Origin of the sequence: Actinoplanes sp. NPDC049599, from assembly GCF_044465625.1 — a bacterium.
In the GTDB taxonomy this organism is placed as follows: Bacteria; Actinomycetota; Actinomycetes; order Mycobacteriales; family Micromonosporaceae; genus Actinoplanes.
Genome location: NZ_JBITLX010000002.1, coordinates 417,250 through 432,882, shown reverse-complemented (window position 1 = coordinate 432,882; position 15,633 = coordinate 417,250). Strand labels below are relative to the sequence as shown.

Below are 15,633 nucleotides of genomic sequence, written 5' to 3'. Positions count from 1 at the left end.
CGCGTGTCGCGGTGCTGCCCCGGCGCGCGGGTCCGAGGGGGATTCCCTTGTCCGTACGTGATGGGCCGTCGGCCGCCGGCCGGGTGTTCGAGGACCTCGACCTGGCCGCGACCGACTATGCGGCCCGGATCGGCGCCGTCACCGCCGCCGAGCGGGCCGAGCTGCGCGAGCGTTTCGTCGAGCTGTGCCTGCCGTTCGCCGGCCGGCTCGCCCGCCGCTACCGCGATCGCGGCGAAGCCCTGGAGGACCTCGAGCAGGTGGCGCGGCTCGGCCTGATCAAGGCCATCGACCGGTACGACCCGCACCGGGGCTCCTTCACGGCGTACGCGGTCATCACGGTCTCCGGTGAGATCAAGCGGCACTTCCGCGACCGGACCTGGGGGGTGCACGTGCCCCGGCGGGTGCAGGACCTGAGCCTCGAGGTCGGGCACGCCGCGGTGGTGCTGACCGCCGAGCTGACCCGGCAGCCGACCCCGGCCGAGCTGGCCGGCTATCTGCGGCTGCCGGAGGAGTCCGTGCTGGAGGCGCTGGAGTCCTCGGCCGGGTACGCGCCGGCCTCGCTGAACGCCCCGGCGGGCGCGGACGGCTCGGTCGAGTTCGGCGACCTGATCGGTGGCGCCGACGCGGACCTGGAGGCGGTGGACGACAAGGTCACGGTCAGCGGGCTGCTGCTGCGGCTGCCGGCCCGGGAACGCCAGATGCTGGCGATGCGGTTCTACGGCAACCGCACCCAGGCGGAGATCGCCGCCGAGCTGGGCATCTCGCAGATGCACGTGTCGCGGATGCTGAGCCGGGCGCTGAGCTGGTTGCGCGAGGCGATGCTCAGCGACACGCTGCCGCGCTGGGAAGGCGCCAGCGAGCTGTCCGACGGCCACGGCATGGAGGTCCGGATCGTGCGGGCCGGTGGCGCGCTCACCGTGCTGGTCCGGGGCGAGGTCGACCGGGACACGGCCGGCCGGTTCCGGACGACGTTGCGCCAGTCCGTCTCCGTGGCCGGCGCCGACCGGCTGGTGGTCGACCTGTCGGCCGTGCCCCTGGTGGACGCCGCGGGGGTCACGGCGCTGCTCGACGCGGCCGCGGCGGCCGCCGCGGCGGAGGTCGAGCTGTCGCTGGTCGGCGCCCAGCCCCTGGTGGCCCGCGTGCTCGGGGTCTCCGGCCTGCAGAGCCTGCTGCAGCCGCCCGGCTAGCGCACCCGCAGCGACGCCCAGACGACCTTGCCGTTGCTGGTGGGCAGCCAGCCCCAGGAGCGGGCGGTGGTCGCCACCAGGATCAGCCCGCGCCCGCGCGGGCTGACGTCGCCCGGGCCGGCGGTGCGGCGGACCGGCTCGGCGGTGTCGCCGTCGCGTACGGCGATCTGCAGGTAGCGCGGCCGCAGCGTGAGGCCGAGGGTCATCATCGTGTGCGCGTGGTCGACGACGTTGCCGACCAGTTCACCGGCGATCAGGCCGGCCGGGCCGACCAGGGCGGGCAGGTCCCAGCGGGCGCAGGCGTCGGTCGTCAGGTTGCGCGCCTGCCGGGCAGCGCCGCTGACGGGCAGCAGGTCGTCGCTGAGCACCGGCAGCGTCCGCCGGTCGTGCCCGGCGTGCGCGCGGGCCGCCTCGACACTCGGGAACACCGGCAGGGACCGGAACGGCGCGCCGCTCAGGTGGGTGCCGAGCGACGCGGTCGCGCACAGCAGCATCGGGGTGCCGGGCCAGCGGGCCGCCTGGCGCCGTACGGCGCTGAACACGGCCAGCGCCAGCGGGTCGGACACGGTCAGCCGGGACAGGTCGATCAGCAGCGCCTCCGGCTGTTCCGCCAGGCACTTCAGCAGGCGCACCCGCAGCTCGACGACATCGGTGAGGCCCAGCTCCCCGGAGAGGGCGGCGATCAGCCGGCGACCGTCGTGGTCCACGGTGCAGTCGACCGACACGTCTCCTGCCCTCCCGTCCGGGGTGGTGGAGATCACGTCTTACCCGATGCATTCTGGGTCAAACCTGGTTCGTGGCGATGTCCCGCAGCGTGTCGGACTCCATGACGATGATGGCGCCGTTGTCCTTCCGCCCGGCGTTCGAGGCCGCCAGCGGGGTGGCCGCCACCCGCACCGTGATCGTCCGGCCGCGCCGGTTGACCGCCTGCACGTCCACCTCCGCGGCCTCGCCGGGATCGCCCAGCACGCCGCGCAGCAGCGGCCGGAGCCGGTCGAACGGCAACCCGATGTCAAGATTGAGGAAGTGCTGGCCGACCGCCTCGGGTGAGCGCAGTCCCCAGAGGTCCTCGGCGCACCGGTTCCAGACCCGGATGCGCAGGTCGTGGTCGACCACGACGACCCCGGCCCGGAGGCCGGCCAGCACCGTCTCGAGGAAGGTGTTGGCGTCGTCCAGCTGGTCGGTGCTGATCCGCAGCTGGTCGTTGATGGTCTGCAGCTCCTCGTTGGTGGACTGGAGCTCCTCGTTCATCGTCTCCAGTTCCTCGTTGGTCGACTGGAGCTCCTCGTTGGTGGTCTCCAGCTCCTCGACCGTCGACTGCAGCTCCTCGTTGGTGGTCTCCAGTTCCTCGTTGGTGGACTGGAGCTCCTCGTAGGCCGCCTCGAGCTGCTGGTGGGTCTGCTCGAGGTCGGCCTGCAGCCGGCGGGCCGCGGTGACGTCGGTGAAGACCAGGTCGACCCCGAGCAGGCTGCCGTCGGCGGCGGTCAGCGGGCTGACCTGGATCTCCAGGTGGATGACCTCGCCGGCGCGCAGGTACTCGACGTCGCTGACCCGCAGCGTGCGGCGCTCGGCCTGGGCCTGCTCGACATAGCGGCGCAGCTCCACCGGCCGGTACGACAGGTCGAGGTCGCGGAACGGCCGGCCGAGGTCACGGGCGGACACTCCGAACAGGTCCTCCAGCCGCTGGTTGGCCAGCGCGACCAGCCCGTCGGAGGTGATCGCCAGCTGGGCCACCGGGCTGGCCGCGAACGCCTCGGCGCGCAGCTGGTCCAGGCCGCTCAGCGGGGTTGCCTGCGGCGGCAGCGCGCCGGCGAACACGGCGCCCTGGGGCAGGGCGCGGGGCACCCGCCGGAACACGCGGCGTTTGAGGTCCACCGGGGTGAAGATGCTGCCGTGGCTGAGCAGCATCTCGGCCTTGCCGAGCAGCAGGATGCCGCCGTCGGCCAGCGCGAAGTGGAAGCGGGACAGGATCCTGGTCTGGGTCTCCGCGTTGAAGTACATCAGGGTGTTGCGGCAGGCCAGCAGGTCGATGCGGGAGATCGGCGCGTCCTGCACCAGGTCGTTGCGGCCGAAGATGACCGAGCGCCGCAGGTCCTTGCGGAAGCTGAACCGGCCGTTGGCGGGCTCGAAGTACTTCGCCACCAGCCCGGCCGGGAGCGCCGCCAGCGCCTGCGCGGGGTACGTGGCCTGCCGGGCCTCGGTGAGCTGCTCCTCGTCGACGTCGGTGGCGTAGATCTTCACCCGCTCCCGGAACGCCTCGATGCCCAGCGCCTCGGCCAGCACGATCGCCAGCGTGTACGCCTCCTCGCCCGAGGCGCAGCCGGCCGACCAGACCCGGATCGGGGCGTCCGCGGGCCGCGCCGCCAGCACCGGCGGGAGGATCTCGGCGCGCAGGTAGTCCCAGGTGTCCGGGTCGCGGAAGAAGCCGGTGACGTTGATCAGGATGGTGTTGAACAGCGCGCTGAACTCGTCCGGATGCAGTTCCAGGTGGTCCAGGTAGTCCTGGTAGCCGGTGATCCCGGCCTGCGCCATCCGGCGGTCGACCCGGCGCATCAGGCTGGACCGCTTGTAGCCGGTGAAGTCGAAACCCCGGGACTCCTTGAGGTGGACCAGCAGCGCCTCGAAGTCCGGGTCGGTCGGGATCATGGTGGCCTTCCGTCACGTGGTTGAGCGGCGACGTTATCGCACGTCCGACGGCAGATCACCCGGACGCGCGCCGGACGGGGCCGGGGCCGGGTGCGGCTCCGGCAGCCCGCCGAGCCGGGCGATCAGCCGGCGGATCGTCGCCCCGGCCGCGTCGGCGTCGGCGGCGATGCTGTGGAAGCGCTCGCCGGTGCCGCCGCGGCGGTGCGTGCCGCCGGCCGCCAGCCGGCGGCTCAGCGCGGATTTCTCCTCCAGCGCCCGCAGCGCCATCCAGAGCGCGCTCTCCAGCGCCAGGGCCTGCTCGTCCAGCAGGCTCTCCGCCGACCAGGCGTGCCCCACTCGGCACCGGTACCGCGGCGTCGCTCCCTCGCCGAGCTGGAAAAGCCCGCCGCCGCAGGTGGGGCAGCCGAAGCCGGCCGAGGGGGCGAACTCGTCGGTGGTGAGCGGGGCGAGGTCGGACATCGCGACCTCGGTGTCGAGCAGGGCGTCGGGCGGCATGAGGGGATCGTCCAGCGGCAGGGCGGCCAGCTCGGCGAGCAGGCCGCCCAGCTTCGCGGCCGGCTGGACGTACGCGGTGGGCGACTGCGCGAGCGAGGCGAGCGGCATCGACGGGTACAGGGCGTCGGCCGGGTCCTGCACCACGGCGGTGCCCCCGCGCGCGACGATGGCGGCCAGCCCGGCGGCGCCGTCGTCGCGGGACCCGGACAGCACCACGCCGACGGCGCGCGGGCCCACGGCCCGGGCCACCGAGCGGAACAGCGGATCGATCCCCGGCCGGTGGCCGCTCTCGGCCGGGCCGTGCGACAGCCGCAGGTGCCCGTCGAGCAGCAGCAGGTGGTGATCGGTCGGGGCGACGTAGATCCGGCCGGGGCGCAACGGCTCGCCGTCGAGGGCGGCGGCAGCGGGCAGCGGGCCGCTGCGGGCCAGGATCGAGGGCAGCGCGCTCGGGGCGTCCCGGGGCAGGTGCAGGACCACCAGCAGCGAACCGGGGAAGGCGGGGGGCAGCCCGGCGACGAGTGCGCGCAGGGACTCGACACCGCCCGCCGAGGCGCCGACGGCGATCACGTCCCGCCGTCTGGCCGTCACATCGACGCTCCCGCTGTCAGGTGGGTCCACACCACCTTACCGTCGGGAACGGGGAGAACCCCCCACGCCTCGGTCAGTTCGCGGATCAGCTGCAGCCCACGGCCGCCCGCGTCGCCCACCCCCGGCTCCCGGGGGCGGGGCAGCAGCCGGCTGCCGTCCCGGACGGTCAGGCAGACCCGGCCGTCGCGCAGCCCGAGGGTGAACTCCATCGTGGTGTGCGCGTGCCGGACCACGTTCGCCACCAGCTCGGTGGCGACCAGGGCCGCGGTGCCGGCCACCTCGCCGCGGTGCCAGGCGGTGCAGGTCTGGGTGACCAGCTGGCGCACCTGCCGGCAGGCGTCGGGGACCGGCCGGAGCCGGATCCGGATCCGCTGCGGTTCCGGCTCCTCCTTGATGCCGGCCAGGGCCTCGGCGCAGCTCTGCGCGGTGCTGACCGAGGAGCAGTCCGGCCAGGCCGCGATGGCCCGGCCGGTCGCGGGCCCGGCGCCGCAGAGCACGATGGGCACGTTCGGCCACTCGGCCGTGCGGCACACCACCCGGCCCAGCACGTCCAGCGCGGCAGGCTCGCTGATCTCCAGCGCCGCCACGTCCAGGAGCAACGCCTCGGGCTGCGCGGAGAGGGCCAGCCCCACCGCGTGTTCCAGGGCGTCGCTCGTGATCGCGTCCAGCACGCCGCTGACCCGCAGGATCCCCACCGGGAGGTGCTGCTCAGGCCGGCAGACCAGCTGGCTCGTCATCCGCCCCCCTCTTGACGACGCGTCGGATCGGTCGCGTCGCTCGCGGTCAGTGCCCGCGAACCGGCCGGGGCAAACGCGCAGTCGGGCATCACACCGCGACCGCGGCCCCGTCCCGGACCCGTTCGTAGAGCCCGAGGTAGCCGGCGGCCATCACCGCCGGGGTGAACCGGCGGGCCGCCTCCTCCCGGCACGCGGCCTCGGCGATCGTGCCGGCGGCGGCTACCAGCTCGCCCAGTTCCTCCTCGTCGGTGGTGAGCAGGCCGGTCCGGCCGTGCTCGATCAGCTCGGGCAGGCAGCCGCGGGCGATGCCGAGCACCGGGGTGCCCAGCGCGAGCGACTCGACCACCGCCGTGCCGCCCGGCTCCTCCCAGCGCAGCGGGAACAGCGCGGCCCGGGCGCGCGCGACGAGATCGTCGCGGTCCGGCCCGGTCACCGTGCCGACCCAGCGGACCCGGTCGCCGTCCACGTGCGGGGCGACCTGCTCCCGCCAGAACCGCACGTCCGGGTTCTGCGCCGCCGCCGGCCCGGCCGCGGCGAGATCCTCGGGACGGTGGTACGGCCCGACCGGCCCGGCCAGCACCAGGTCGAACCCGAAGCGGTGGGCGAGCCGCGCCGCCAGGTCCTGGCCCTTGCCGGGGTTGATCCGGCCCAGCACCACCGCGTAGCCGTCCTTGGCCACCGGGGCCCGCAGGTCCGCGCCGTCGGCCAGGGGCGTCGCGAGGTGCACGTGGCCGACTGCGTGGGCACGCAGCGCGGCGGGCGCGTGGGTGAGCTGGTTCGCCGAGACGCCGTTGACCCGGACCCGGTCGCCGCCGTCGAAGGTGCCGTACAGCTCCGGGTGCTTGGCCAGGTCCCAGTGCAGGGTGTGCAGGCCGGGCGGGCCGTCGGCGCCGAGCGCGGCCAGGCCGGCGAGCCCGGCGGCCTCGACGTGGTCGTGCACCAGGTCGATGTCACCCTCGGCCAGCCGCCGCCGGACCGCGTGCAGGTGCGCGGGCACGATCCCGCAGACCTGGTTGTACGGCCGCTGCAGCAGCTCGAAGCGCCCGGTGTCGAAGACCGCCAGCCGCTCGTCGACGGCCAGCGTGCTCTCGCCGACGGTGGCCAGCACCACCTCGACCCCGAGCCGGCGCAGCTCGGGCACCAGGGTCGCGATGACGTTCTCGATACCGCCGTAGCCCAGCGGGGGGACCGGCAGCCAGGGCCCGGCGTTCATCAGGATCCTCATGCGGCGGACACCGATCGCAGCGCCACGGACTTCAGCGGCGGCCGTTCCGCCACGCTCACGTCGGTGAGCACGATCTCCCGGTCCAGGTGCGGCAGCGCGTCGGCGCCGCCGCGGCGGAACTGGGTGAGCAGCGTCGACGGCGGCAGCGCCGAGGTGACCAGGCCACGCCGGTACAGCCGGGACCACGCGGTCACCACGATCTGCGCGGACATCCGGCCCAGCGCCTCGGTGCCCTGGTGCCGGTGGAACCGCTCGCCGAGGTCGACCTGGGCGAGCGCGTCCAGCCCGACGAGGTCGAGCAGGTCGATCAGCATCGCGATCTCCACGCCGTAGCCGGAGACGAACGGGATCCGCTCCAGGGTGCGGCGGCGGCCCGCGTACTCGCCGGCCAGCGGCTGGACCACGCCGGCCAGGTCCGGCCAGAACAGGTTGATCAGGGGCCGGGCGGCGAGCTCGGTGACCCGGCCGCCGCCGTCGGTCTCCACGCCGCTGCTGCTGACCAGCGGGCGGTGGTAGAAGCCCTTGACGAACTCGACCGACGAGTCGGTGAGCAGCGGGCCGAGCAGGCCGGTCACGAAGTGCGGGGAGAACTCACGCAGGTCGCCGTCGACGAAGGCGACCACGTCGCCGGTGCTGGCGGCCAGCCCGGCCCACAGCGCGTCGCCCTTGCCCTCCAGCCGGGGCAGCCCCCGGGTCACGTCGTCCTGGTGCACGACGCGCGCGCCCGCGGCCCGGGCGACCGCCGCGGTGGCGTCGGTGGAGCGCGAGTCCACCACCACGATCTCGTCGACCAGCGGCACCCGGTCGGCCAGATGCTCGCGGATGATCGCCACGATGGCGCCCACCGTGGCCTCCTCGTTGCGTGCCGGGATCACGACGCTGACCCGGGTGCTCCGCTTCGCCCGGGCCAGCTGGCGTGCCGTCCACTGTGTGGCGTTCCCGGTGCGGTAGGCCGCCCACGCCTCGACGATGGGTGACGCGGTCGGTGCAACGCTCGTATACGAATGCCGCATTGGCACACCCCCCAGTTCACGACCAACTACGAAGCGTCGAACGTTCCCCGGTCGAGGGTTATCAATCTTGACGCCAGGTAACAGGTGCATGTCGTGCGGCGGCGAAAGAGCTCACGTTTCGGACGCGGCGTGCCGGAGAAGTCGAGGGCCGCACAACAGCATCGATGATCGGGGAGGGCCTCATGGCCGGGACAAGAGTGGGAATGATCGGCGCCGGCGGCGTGGCGCAGCGGCACGCCAAGGTGTTGTCCGGGCTGGCGGGCGTACAGGTGGTGGGGGTGACCGACGTCGTGCCGGCCGCGGCACAGGGCCTTGCCGACGCGCACGGCGCACGCGTCTACCCGGACGTCGAGGCGCTCCTCGACGCGGGTCTGGACGCGGCCTACGTGTGTGTGCCCCCCTTTGCCCACGGCCCGGCCGAGCGCGCCGTCGTGGCAGCAGGTCTGCCGCTATTCGTGGAAAAGCCCATTTCGATCAACTGGGACACCGCACTGGAAATTGCTGCACTGGCTGCACAGAGTGAGATCATCACTGCGGTCGGTCACCATTGGCGGTACCTCGGCATCGTCGAGCAGGCCCGGGCCCTGCTGGGCGACCGGCCGGTACGGCTGGTGACCGGCGCCTGGCTGGACAAGGTGCCCCCGGTCGCCTGGTGGCCGCACCGGGACCGGTCCGGCGGCCCCGTGGTCGAGCAGGCCGCCCACGTGCTCGACCTGGCCCGGCACCTGGCCGGCGAGATCACCGAGGTGACCGCGGTCGGCAACGGCACGCCCCCGCCCGTGCCGGACGCCGATGTGGACGGTGCGACCGCCGCCACCCTGCGGTTCGCCGGCGGCGCGGTCGGCACGCTCGCCGCCACCTGTGTGCTCGGCTGGAAGGAGCGGGCCGGCCTGGAGATCTACGCCGACGGGCTGGCGCTGGCGCTGACCGAGACCGGGCTGGTGGTGCGCGACGCCGACGGTCCGCGCACCGTGGACAGTGATCCGGAGAGCGCGCGGATCGCCGTGGACCGGGCGTTCATCGACGCGGTCCGGGGCGACGGGAACGACATCCGGGTCCCGTACGCCGAGGCCCTCCGTACCCATGCCGTGGCCCTGGCCGTCGCCGAGGCCGCGGCCACCGGCCGGGCCGTCACCCCCCGCACCGCGGAGGTCTCGCATGTCTGACCGCAACATCGTCGTGGCCGAGCCGGGCCGGCTGGCGGTCGCCGAGGAGCCGGTCGCGCCGCTCGCGGCCGGCGAGTTCCGGGTCGCCACCCTGTTCAGCGGCGTGTCGGCGGGCACCGAGCTCAGCTACGTCAAGGGCACCAACCCGGCCCTGCACCACGGCTTCGACCCGGTCCTCGGGCTGTTCGGCGGCCCCGTCGAGCACCCCTTCCCGGTCACCCGGCTCGGCTACATGGAGGTCGCCCGGGTCGAGCAGAGCCGCACCCCGGCGGTCGCCGAGGGCGCGGTCGTGGCGATGACCTACGGGCACCGCACCGGCTACACCGGCGACCCGCTGCGGGACCGGGTGGTGCCGCTGCCCGCCGACCTCGACCCGATGCTCGGCATCTACGTCGCGCACATGGGCCCGATCTGCGCCAACGGCCTGCTGCACGCCGCCGCCGACCGGTACGGCACCGACGTCCGCGGGCTCGGCGACGGCGTGGCGGGCCGGCGCGTCGCGGTCACCGGCGCCGGGGTGGTCGGCCTGATCACCGCCCTGTTCGCCCGGGCGCACGGCGCGGCCTCGGTGGTCGTCGTCGACCCCACCCCGCAGCGGCGGGCCGTGGCCCGGGCGCTCGGCCTGGAGACGCTGGATCCGGAGGACGGCGATCCGGCGGTGACCCTCAAGACCGCCTGGCGGCACACCGCCGACGACCGCGGCGCCGACGTCGTCTTCCAGTGCCGCGGCCAGGCCTCGGCGCTGCACCTCGCGCTGCGCCTGCTGCGGCCCCAGGGCACCGTCATCGACCTGGCCTTCTATCAGGGCGGCGCGGACCCGGTGCGGCTCGGCGAGGAGTTCCACCACAACGGTCTGGGGCTGCGCTGCGCCCAGATCGGCCGGGTGCCGCCCGGCCTCGCGCCGACCTGGGACCGCGAACGGCTGTCCGCCGCCACCGTCGACCTGCTGCGCGCCGACGGCGACCGGATCCGCAAGCACCTGATCTCCGCGGTGGTGCCGTTCGACGAGGCGCCGCGGTTCCTCGACGACCTGGCCGCCCGCCGCCGCCAGGAACTCCAGGCGGTCATCGCCTGCTGAGGGTGGTGCGCGACACGTCCCCGCGGGTGCGGGGCGCGGCTAGGCTCGCCGCATGACAGTGCGGAGGGTCGGCCTGCCCGCACTGCTGCCCTACCTGCGCGAGCACCGCGGCACGCTGGCCGTGGTGGGCGTGCTCTCCCTGGTCACCGCGGCCACCGCGCTCGTGCAGCCGGTCCTGGTCCGCTCGGTGCTCGACGGCATCGGCGCGCGCCGGCCGGTCGGCGGCGCGGTGGCCCTGCTGATCGCGCTGCTGCTGACCGGCGCGGCGCTGGGCGGGCTGCGCGACTACCTGCTGCAGCGCACCGCCGAAGGGCTGGTGCTGACCACCCGCCGCCGGCTGGCCCGGCACCTGCTGCGGCTGCCCATCGCGGAATACGACACCCGCCGCACCGGCGACCTGCTCTCCCGGGTCGGCGCCGACACAACCCTGCTGCGGGCGGTGGTCACCTCCGGGCTGTTCGAGATCGTCACCGGCACCGTCATGGTGGCCGGCGCGACGATCGCCATGGCGGTGCTCGACCCGCTGCTGCTCGGCGTCGCCCTGTGCGGGCTGGCCGTGGGCATGGCCGTCGCCATCTCGGTCTCCCGCCGGGTGCGCAGCCTGTCCGAGCAGACCCAGGCGCGGCTCGGCGAGATGACCTCGGCGGTCGAGCGGGCCATCTCCGCGGCGCGCACGATCCGGGCCAGCGGCGCCGAGGAGCGCGAGGCCGAGACGGTCACCCGCAGCGCGACGGAGGCGTACCAGGCCGGCATGCGGGTGGCCCGGCTGCGCGCGCTCATCGGGCCGGCCTCGGCGGCGGCCACCCAGGGCGCGTTCCTGCTGGTGCTGGGGGTCGGCGGGGCCCGGGTGGCGGCGGGGGCGATCAGCGTCGGCGACCTGGTGGCGTTCGTGCTGTTCCTGTTCTTCCTGGTGCTGCCGCTGGGCCAGGCGCTGAACGCGTACACCCAGCTGCAGACCGGGCTGGGCGCGTTGCAGCGGATCGAGGAGGTCCTGGACCTGCCGTCGGAGACGGCCGGGGACCACCCGGCGGCGGTCGCGCCGGCCGGCGACCCGGAGATCGCGGTCGCGCTGGAGAAGGTGAGCTTCGGTTATCCCGGCGGCCCGCCGGTGCTGCACGAGGTGTCCTTCACGGTGCCGGCCGGCAGCCGGATCGCGCTGGTCGGTCCGTCCGGGGCGGGCAAGTCCACGGTGCTCGCGCTGATCGAGCGCTTCTACGAGACCACCGCCGGCACCATCCGGGTGGCCGGCACCGACATCCGCCAGCTGCCCCGCGACGCGCTGCGCCGCCGGCTCGGCTACGTCGAGCAGGAGGCGCCGGTGCTGGCCGGGACGCTGCGTGACAACCTGCTGCTGACCGCGCCCGGCGCCGACGAGCAGCGCCTGCTCGCCGCCCTGGCGCAGGTCAACCTCGGCGCGCTGGCGACCCGCACCGCCGAGGGCCTGGACGTGCAGGTGGGCGAGGGCGGGGTGCTGCTCTCCGGCGGCGAGCGCCAGCGCCTGGCGATCGCCCGCACCCTGCTGGCCGACACGCCGATCCTGCTGCTGGACGAGCCGACGAGCAATCTCGACGCCCGCAACGAGGCCGCGCTGCGCGAGGCGATCGCGGCCGCGTCGTTCCGGCGCACCCTGATCGTGGTGGCGCACCGGCTCAGCACGGTCGTCGACAGCGACCAGATCGTGGTGCTGGAGGCGGGCCGGGTCGTCGCGGTCGGCCCGCACGAGCAGCTGCTGGTGACGAGCCCGCTCTACCGCGAGCTCGCCGCGCACCAACTGCTCGTCGCGTGAAACCGGCGGGAGTCGGCACCCGGTCCCAAGCTGAGTGAAGTACCGTAACCGCCCATGGGTGTGTCGCAGCGGTTCAAGAACCGGTTCCGTAAGTTCCTGCAGCGTCCGGGCACCACGGTCGATCTGGCGCCGCTGGAGAAGCGGCTGCCGGAGATCGAAGCCCGTGAGGAGGCGCTGCGCGAGCTCGACGACGCGGCGCTGACCGAGGCCGCCGCCGCGGCGGACGACTACACCGAGATCTGCGCGGTCGGCCGGGAAGCCGCCTGGCGCGCGCTCGAGCAGCGGCCGTACGACGTGCAGCTGGTCGGCGCGATGGCGCTGCTCTCCGGCAAGGTCGCCGAGATGGCCACCGGTGAGGGCAAGACGCTGACCGCCACCATCGCCGCGTACGGCCACGTGCGCCTCGGCAACGGCCCGGTGCACGTGCTCACCGTCAACGACTACCTGGCCCGCCGCGACGCCACCTGGATGGAGCCGGTGTACACCCTGCTCGGGTGCAGCGTCGGCTGGGTCACCGAGGCCTCCACCCGCGAGGAGCGCCGCGCCGCGTACGCCGCCGACGTCACGTACGTCTCGGTCAGCGAGGCCGGCTTCGACTACCTGCGCGACCAGCTCGTCACCGACGTCGAGGACCGGGTGCAGCGCAAGCTCGCCACCGCCATCGTGGACGAGGCCGACTCGATCCTGATCGACGAGGCCCGGGTGCCGATGGTGCTGGCCGGCAGCATCACCACCGAGAGCGACCCGGTGCACGACGCCGCCGAGCTGGTCCGCGACCTGCGCCCGGGCAAGGACTACGAGGTCGCCGAGGACGGCCGCAGCGTCGCGTTCAGCAACGCCGGCCTGGCCGCCCTGGAGCAGAAGATGGGCATCGACCTGTACGCGGACGACCAGGTCGAGCAGCTGTCCGCGGTCAACGTGGCGCTGCACGCCCGCGCCCTGCTGCGCCGCGACGTCGACTACATCGTCCGGGACGGCAGCGTCGAGCTGATCGACGAGATGCGCGGCCGGGTGGCCCAACGCCGCCGCTGGCCCGACGGCCTGCAGGCGGCCGTGGAGGCCAAGGAGGGCCTGAACGCCACAGCCGAGGGTGAGGTCCTCGACACCATCACCGTGCAGGCCTACATCGCGCTGTACAAGACGGTGTGCGGCATGACCGCCACCGCGGTGCACGTCGGCGAGCAGCTCCGCGAGTACTTCAAGCTCGAGGTCGCGGTCATCCCGTCGAACACCCCGAACATCCGCGAGGACGAGCCGGACCGGATCTACTCCGCGCACGACATGCGCGACGAGGCCCTGGTCGAGGAGATCAAGATCGCCCACGAGAAGGGCCGGCCGGTGCTCATCGGCACCCTCGACGTGAAGGCCTCCGAGCTGCTGGCCAAGCAGCTCGCCGCGGCCGGCGTGCCGAGCAACGTGCTGAACGCCAAGAACGACGACGAGGAAGCGGCGATCATCGCCGAGGCCGGCGCCCTGGGCGCGGTGACCGTCTCGACCCAGATGGCCGGCCGCGGCGTCGACATCCGGCTCGGCGGCAGCGACGGCAAGGACGCCGAGCGGGTCGCCGAGCTGGGCGGCCTGTACGTCATCGGCAGCGGCCGGCACGACAGCCGCCGGGTCGACGACCAGCTGCGCGGCCGGGCCGGCCGGCAGGGCGACCCGGGTGGCTCGGTGTTCTTCGTCAGCCTGGAGGACGACCTGATCACCCGGCACGCCGGCGACATCCTGCCGTCGTCGCCGCGGATGGACATGGACGGCGTGGTGCACGACGAGCAGGTGGAGTACGCGGTCGAGCACGCCCAGCGGGTCGCCGAGGGCGTCAACCACGAGATCCACCGCAACACCTGGCGCTACAGCGTGGTCATCGAGGAGCAGCGGCTGGCCCTGGCCGAGCGCCGGGAGCGGCTGCTCACCTCCGAGGTCGCCGCGATCATGCTGCTGGAGCGGTCGCCGGAGAAGGCCAAGGAGATCGACGAGGACGTGCTCTCCGACGCCGCCCGGTCGATCGCGCTGTTCCACCTCGACCGGCTCTGGGCCGAGCACCTGGCCGAGCTCTCCGAGGTGCGCGAGGGTGTGCACCTGCGGGCGCTGGGCAAGCTCGACCCGCTCGACGAGTTCCACCGGTCCGCGGTGCCCGCGTTCCAGAAGGTCTTCACCGAGATCGAGGCGCGCACGATCGCGACCTTCGAGGAGGTCGACCTCACCGACGGCTACGACCCGGACCGCGCGGAGATCGTCCGGCCGAGCGCGACGTGGACGTACCTGGTGCACGACAACCCGTTCGGCTCCGAACTGGACCGGCTCATCGCGGCCGTCGGCCGCCGCCTCACCTCGGGCGGCTGAGCCGGCCCGTCAGGAGTGCGCAAAGCCCGCGCGGTGGGCGGCGAGGATGTCGCCGCCGAAGTCGCCGCGCGGGCGGCGCAGCACGCTGTGCGCGTGGTTGCCGTCGTCGGTGGTGTTGTCGAACTCGATCAGCAGGTCGTCGGCCTGGATCCGGTAGTAGTGCCGGGTCCGCGGCCCGGGCGGCCCCTCCCAGGCGAAGTGCACGTCGCCGCCGGCCGGGTCGAGGGCCGCGGCCAGCTCGTCCGGCAGCCGGCCCAGGTGCACGGCCACCAGCTGGTCCAGCAGGGCCCGCTCGCCGGGCCGCAGGTCGGCGCGGGCGATCCCGGCCGGCGCCAGCCGCTCGCTGACCGGCCGGGTGGCCGAGCGGATGTCGTCCGGGGCCTCGTCGGCCACCACCGCCCGGCGCCGGGCCGCCGCCGGCAGCGACCGCAGCAACTCGGCGCCGAGGTCCTCCTCGATCGCCAGCGGCCGCAGCACGGTCCGCCCGGCGTGCTCCACGTGGGCCGGGTTGGCGCCCAGGAACACCGGCGCGGGGGAGACCCGGTCGCCGGCCAGCGTCATGCTGACCGACAGGTGGTGGCCCTCGAAGCGCCAGCCCCACGCGTCGTCGCCGGGCGCGCCGAAGACGATCACCCGGTAGTCCTCGCTGTGCCGTCCCCGGGCCCAGCCCTCCCGGCGGTCGAGGATCTCCTCCAGCGCCAGCACGGTCATCGCCTGGGCGTACGCCGGCGGGCTCAGCGCGGTGGCGAGCAGCCGGTGGGCGGCCTTGCGGGCGGCGGTCCCCAGCTCGGTGAGGCTGAGGCCCGGGCGGGGCCGGGGACGGTACTCGATCCAGCGGCGGGCGTCGTCGTCGGCGAAGGCAGCGGTGGCGCGTGCCCCCTCGGCGGTCGCGAGCAGCGTCGCGGCCGCCTCCCGCATCTCGTGCGCGAGAGTCATGGCGTCACCGGCGTCTCGCCGGCCCGGCCGCGGAGCAGTTCGGCCATCTCCGGCAGGTCGAAGAACGCGGCCGTCCCGGCAGCCGACGGGCTGCCGTCCGCCGGGTCGGCGCCGGCCGCCAGCAGGGCCCGCACGCTGTCGGCGTTCTTGCGGAAGACCGCCGCGGCCAGCGCGGTCTGGCCGCGGTCGTTGACCCGCGCCGGGTCGGCCCCGAGCTCCAGCAGCGCGGTGACCGTCCGCGGATGGTTGTGGTAGGCCGCCAGGATCAGCAGCGTGTCACCCTTGTCGTTGGTCAGGTTCACGGGCAGGCCGTGGGCGATCTGGCCGGTCAGCTGCTCGGTGGACCCGCAGCGCGCGAGGTCGAACATCCGGTGCGCGAAGGCGATCGTTTCGGCATCCAATTCCGCGGCCATGCGGACCAGCCTACGGTGCT

General features: G+C 74.2%; 13 protein-coding genes. 5 read left to right on the top strand and 8 right to left on the bottom strand.

Translation table 11 applies throughout. The features are described 5' to 3' along the window. Positions 1–47: 47 nt before the first annotated feature. Positions 48–1,187, top strand: a complete 1,140-nt coding sequence (locus ACIBQZ_RS05220; RefSeq protein ID WP_396087176.1) for a SigB/SigF/SigG family RNA polymerase sigma factor — start codon at positions 48–50, stop codon at positions 1,185–1,187. On the opposite strand, the gene ACIBQZ_RS05215 is transcribed toward ACIBQZ_RS05220, so the two are convergent. The 6 genes from ACIBQZ_RS05215 to ACIBQZ_RS05190 all read right to left on the bottom strand — a co-directional run bounded on the left by ACIBQZ_RS05215 (position 1,184) and on the right by ACIBQZ_RS05190 (position 7,891). Further along, positions 1,184–1,948 (bottom strand): ATP-binding protein, encoded by a 765-nt coding sequence (locus ACIBQZ_RS05215; RefSeq protein WP_396087175.1) that lies wholly within the window; start codon positions 1,946–1,948, stop codon positions 1,184–1,186. The two genes, ACIBQZ_RS05220 and ACIBQZ_RS05215, sit on opposite strands and share 4 nt — an antisense overlap. A 22-nt stretch (positions 1,949–1,970) precedes the next feature. Continuing rightward, positions 1,971–3,833 carry a CheR family methyltransferase gene (locus ACIBQZ_RS05210; RefSeq protein ID WP_396087174.1) on the bottom strand — a complete coding sequence of 621 codons (1,863 nt, stop codon included), beginning with the start codon at positions 3,831–3,833 and terminating at the stop codon, positions 1,971–1,973. Positions 3,834–3,866: 33 nt separating this feature from the next. Beyond that, positions 3,867–4,916, bottom strand: a complete 1,050-nt coding sequence (locus tag ACIBQZ_RS05205; RefSeq protein WP_396087173.1) for a chemotaxis protein CheB — start codon at positions 4,914–4,916, stop codon at positions 3,867–3,869. Then, positions 4,913–5,653: an ATP-binding protein gene (locus ACIBQZ_RS05200; RefSeq protein WP_396087172.1), complete on the bottom strand. Its 741-nt coding sequence runs from the start codon at positions 5,651–5,653 to the stop codon at positions 4,913–4,915. The genes ACIBQZ_RS05205 and ACIBQZ_RS05200 overlap by 4 nt, the downstream gene beginning before the upstream one ends. An 88-nt stretch (positions 5,654–5,741) precedes the next feature. Beyond that, on the bottom strand, positions 5,742–6,878 hold the full coding sequence (locus tag ACIBQZ_RS05195; protein WP_396087171.1) for a glycosyltransferase: 1,137 nt from the start codon (positions 6,876–6,878) through the stop codon (positions 5,742–5,744). Next, entirely contained in the window at positions 6,875–7,891 is a 1,017-nt protein-coding gene (locus ACIBQZ_RS05190) for a glucosyl-3-phosphoglycerate synthase (protein WP_396087170.1), read from the bottom strand. Before ACIBQZ_RS05190 ends, ACIBQZ_RS05195 begins: the two co-directional genes overlap by 4 nt. A gap of 182 nt (positions 7,892–8,073) precedes the next feature. Here ACIBQZ_RS05190 and ACIBQZ_RS05185 point away from each other — a divergent pair, with 182 nt between their 5' ends. Genes ACIBQZ_RS05185 through secA2 form a run of 4 tightly spaced genes read left to right on the top strand, consistent with a single transcriptional unit; the run spans position 8,074 to position 14,264 of the window. Beyond that, a complete protein-coding gene (locus tag ACIBQZ_RS05185) occupies positions 8,074–9,057 on the top strand; it encodes a Gfo/Idh/MocA family protein (protein WP_396087169.1) in 984 nt (327 codons plus the stop codon). Continuing rightward, positions 9,050–10,135: a zinc-binding alcohol dehydrogenase gene (locus tag ACIBQZ_RS05180; protein ID WP_396087168.1), complete on the top strand. Its 1,086-nt coding sequence runs from the start codon at positions 9,050–9,052 to the stop codon at positions 10,133–10,135. The genes ACIBQZ_RS05185 and ACIBQZ_RS05180 overlap by 8 nt, the downstream gene beginning before the upstream one ends. A 52-nt stretch (positions 10,136–10,187) precedes the next feature. After that, positions 10,188–11,921, top strand: coding sequence for an ABC transporter ATP-binding protein (locus tag ACIBQZ_RS05175; RefSeq protein ID WP_396087167.1), 1,734 nt, complete (start codon positions 10,188–10,190; stop codon positions 11,919–11,921). Positions 11,922–11,975: 54 nt separating this feature from the next. Further along, on the top strand, positions 11,976–14,264 hold the full coding sequence (gene secA2 / locus ACIBQZ_RS05170; RefSeq protein ID WP_396087166.1) for an accessory Sec system translocase SecA2: 2,289 nt from the start codon (positions 11,976–11,978) through the stop codon (positions 14,262–14,264). Between the two features lie 9 nt (positions 14,265–14,273). On the opposite strand, the gene ACIBQZ_RS05165 is transcribed toward secA2, so the two are convergent. Together ACIBQZ_RS05165 and ACIBQZ_RS05160 are read right to left on the bottom strand one after the other, a co-directional pair. Next, a complete protein-coding gene (locus ACIBQZ_RS05165) occupies positions 14,274–15,200 on the bottom strand; it encodes a DUF3500 domain-containing protein (RefSeq protein ID WP_396087165.1) in 927 nt (308 codons plus the stop codon). After that, complete coding sequence (locus tag ACIBQZ_RS05160) at positions 15,197–15,613, bottom strand: ankyrin repeat domain-containing protein (RefSeq protein WP_396087164.1); 417 nt, start codon at positions 15,611–15,613, stop codon at positions 15,197–15,199. The genes ACIBQZ_RS05165 and ACIBQZ_RS05160 overlap by 4 nt, the downstream gene beginning before the upstream one ends. Positions 15,614–15,633: the final 20 nt, after the last annotated feature.

Coding starts and splice junctions, on each gene's coding strand:
- ACIBQZ_RS05195 (WP_396087171.1), bottom strand. CDS start 6,878: ATGAGGATCCTGATGAACGCCGGGCCCTGGCTGCCGGTCCCCCCGCTG.
- ACIBQZ_RS05185 (WP_396087169.1), top strand. CDS start 8,074: ATGGCCGGGACAAGAGTGGGAATGATCGGCGCCGGCGGCGTGGCGCAG.
- ACIBQZ_RS05190 (WP_396087170.1), bottom strand. CDS start 7,891: ATGCGGCATTCGTATACGAGCGTTGCACCGACCGCGTCACCCATCGTC.
- ACIBQZ_RS05180 (WP_396087168.1), top strand. CDS start 9,050: ATGTCTGACCGCAACATCGTCGTGGCCGAGCCGGGCCGGCTGGCGGTC.
- ACIBQZ_RS05210 (WP_396087174.1), bottom strand. CDS start 3,833: ATGATCCCGACCGACCCGGACTTCGAGGCGCTGCTGGTCCACCTCAAG.
- ACIBQZ_RS05200 (WP_396087172.1), bottom strand. CDS start 5,653: ATGACGAGCCAGCTGGTCTGCCGGCCTGAGCAGCACCTCCCGGTGGGG.
- ACIBQZ_RS05165 (WP_396087165.1), bottom strand. CDS start 15,200: ATGACTCTCGCGCACGAGATGCGGGAGGCGGCCGCGACGCTGCTCGCG.
- ACIBQZ_RS05160 (WP_396087164.1), bottom strand. CDS start 15,613: ATGGCCGCGGAATTGGATGCCGAAACGATCGCCTTCGCGCACCGGATG.
- secA2 (WP_396087166.1), top strand. CDS start 11,976: ATGGGTGTGTCGCAGCGGTTCAAGAACCGGTTCCGTAAGTTCCTGCAG.
- ACIBQZ_RS05175 (WP_396087167.1), top strand. CDS start 10,188: ATGACAGTGCGGAGGGTCGGCCTGCCCGCACTGCTGCCCTACCTGCGC.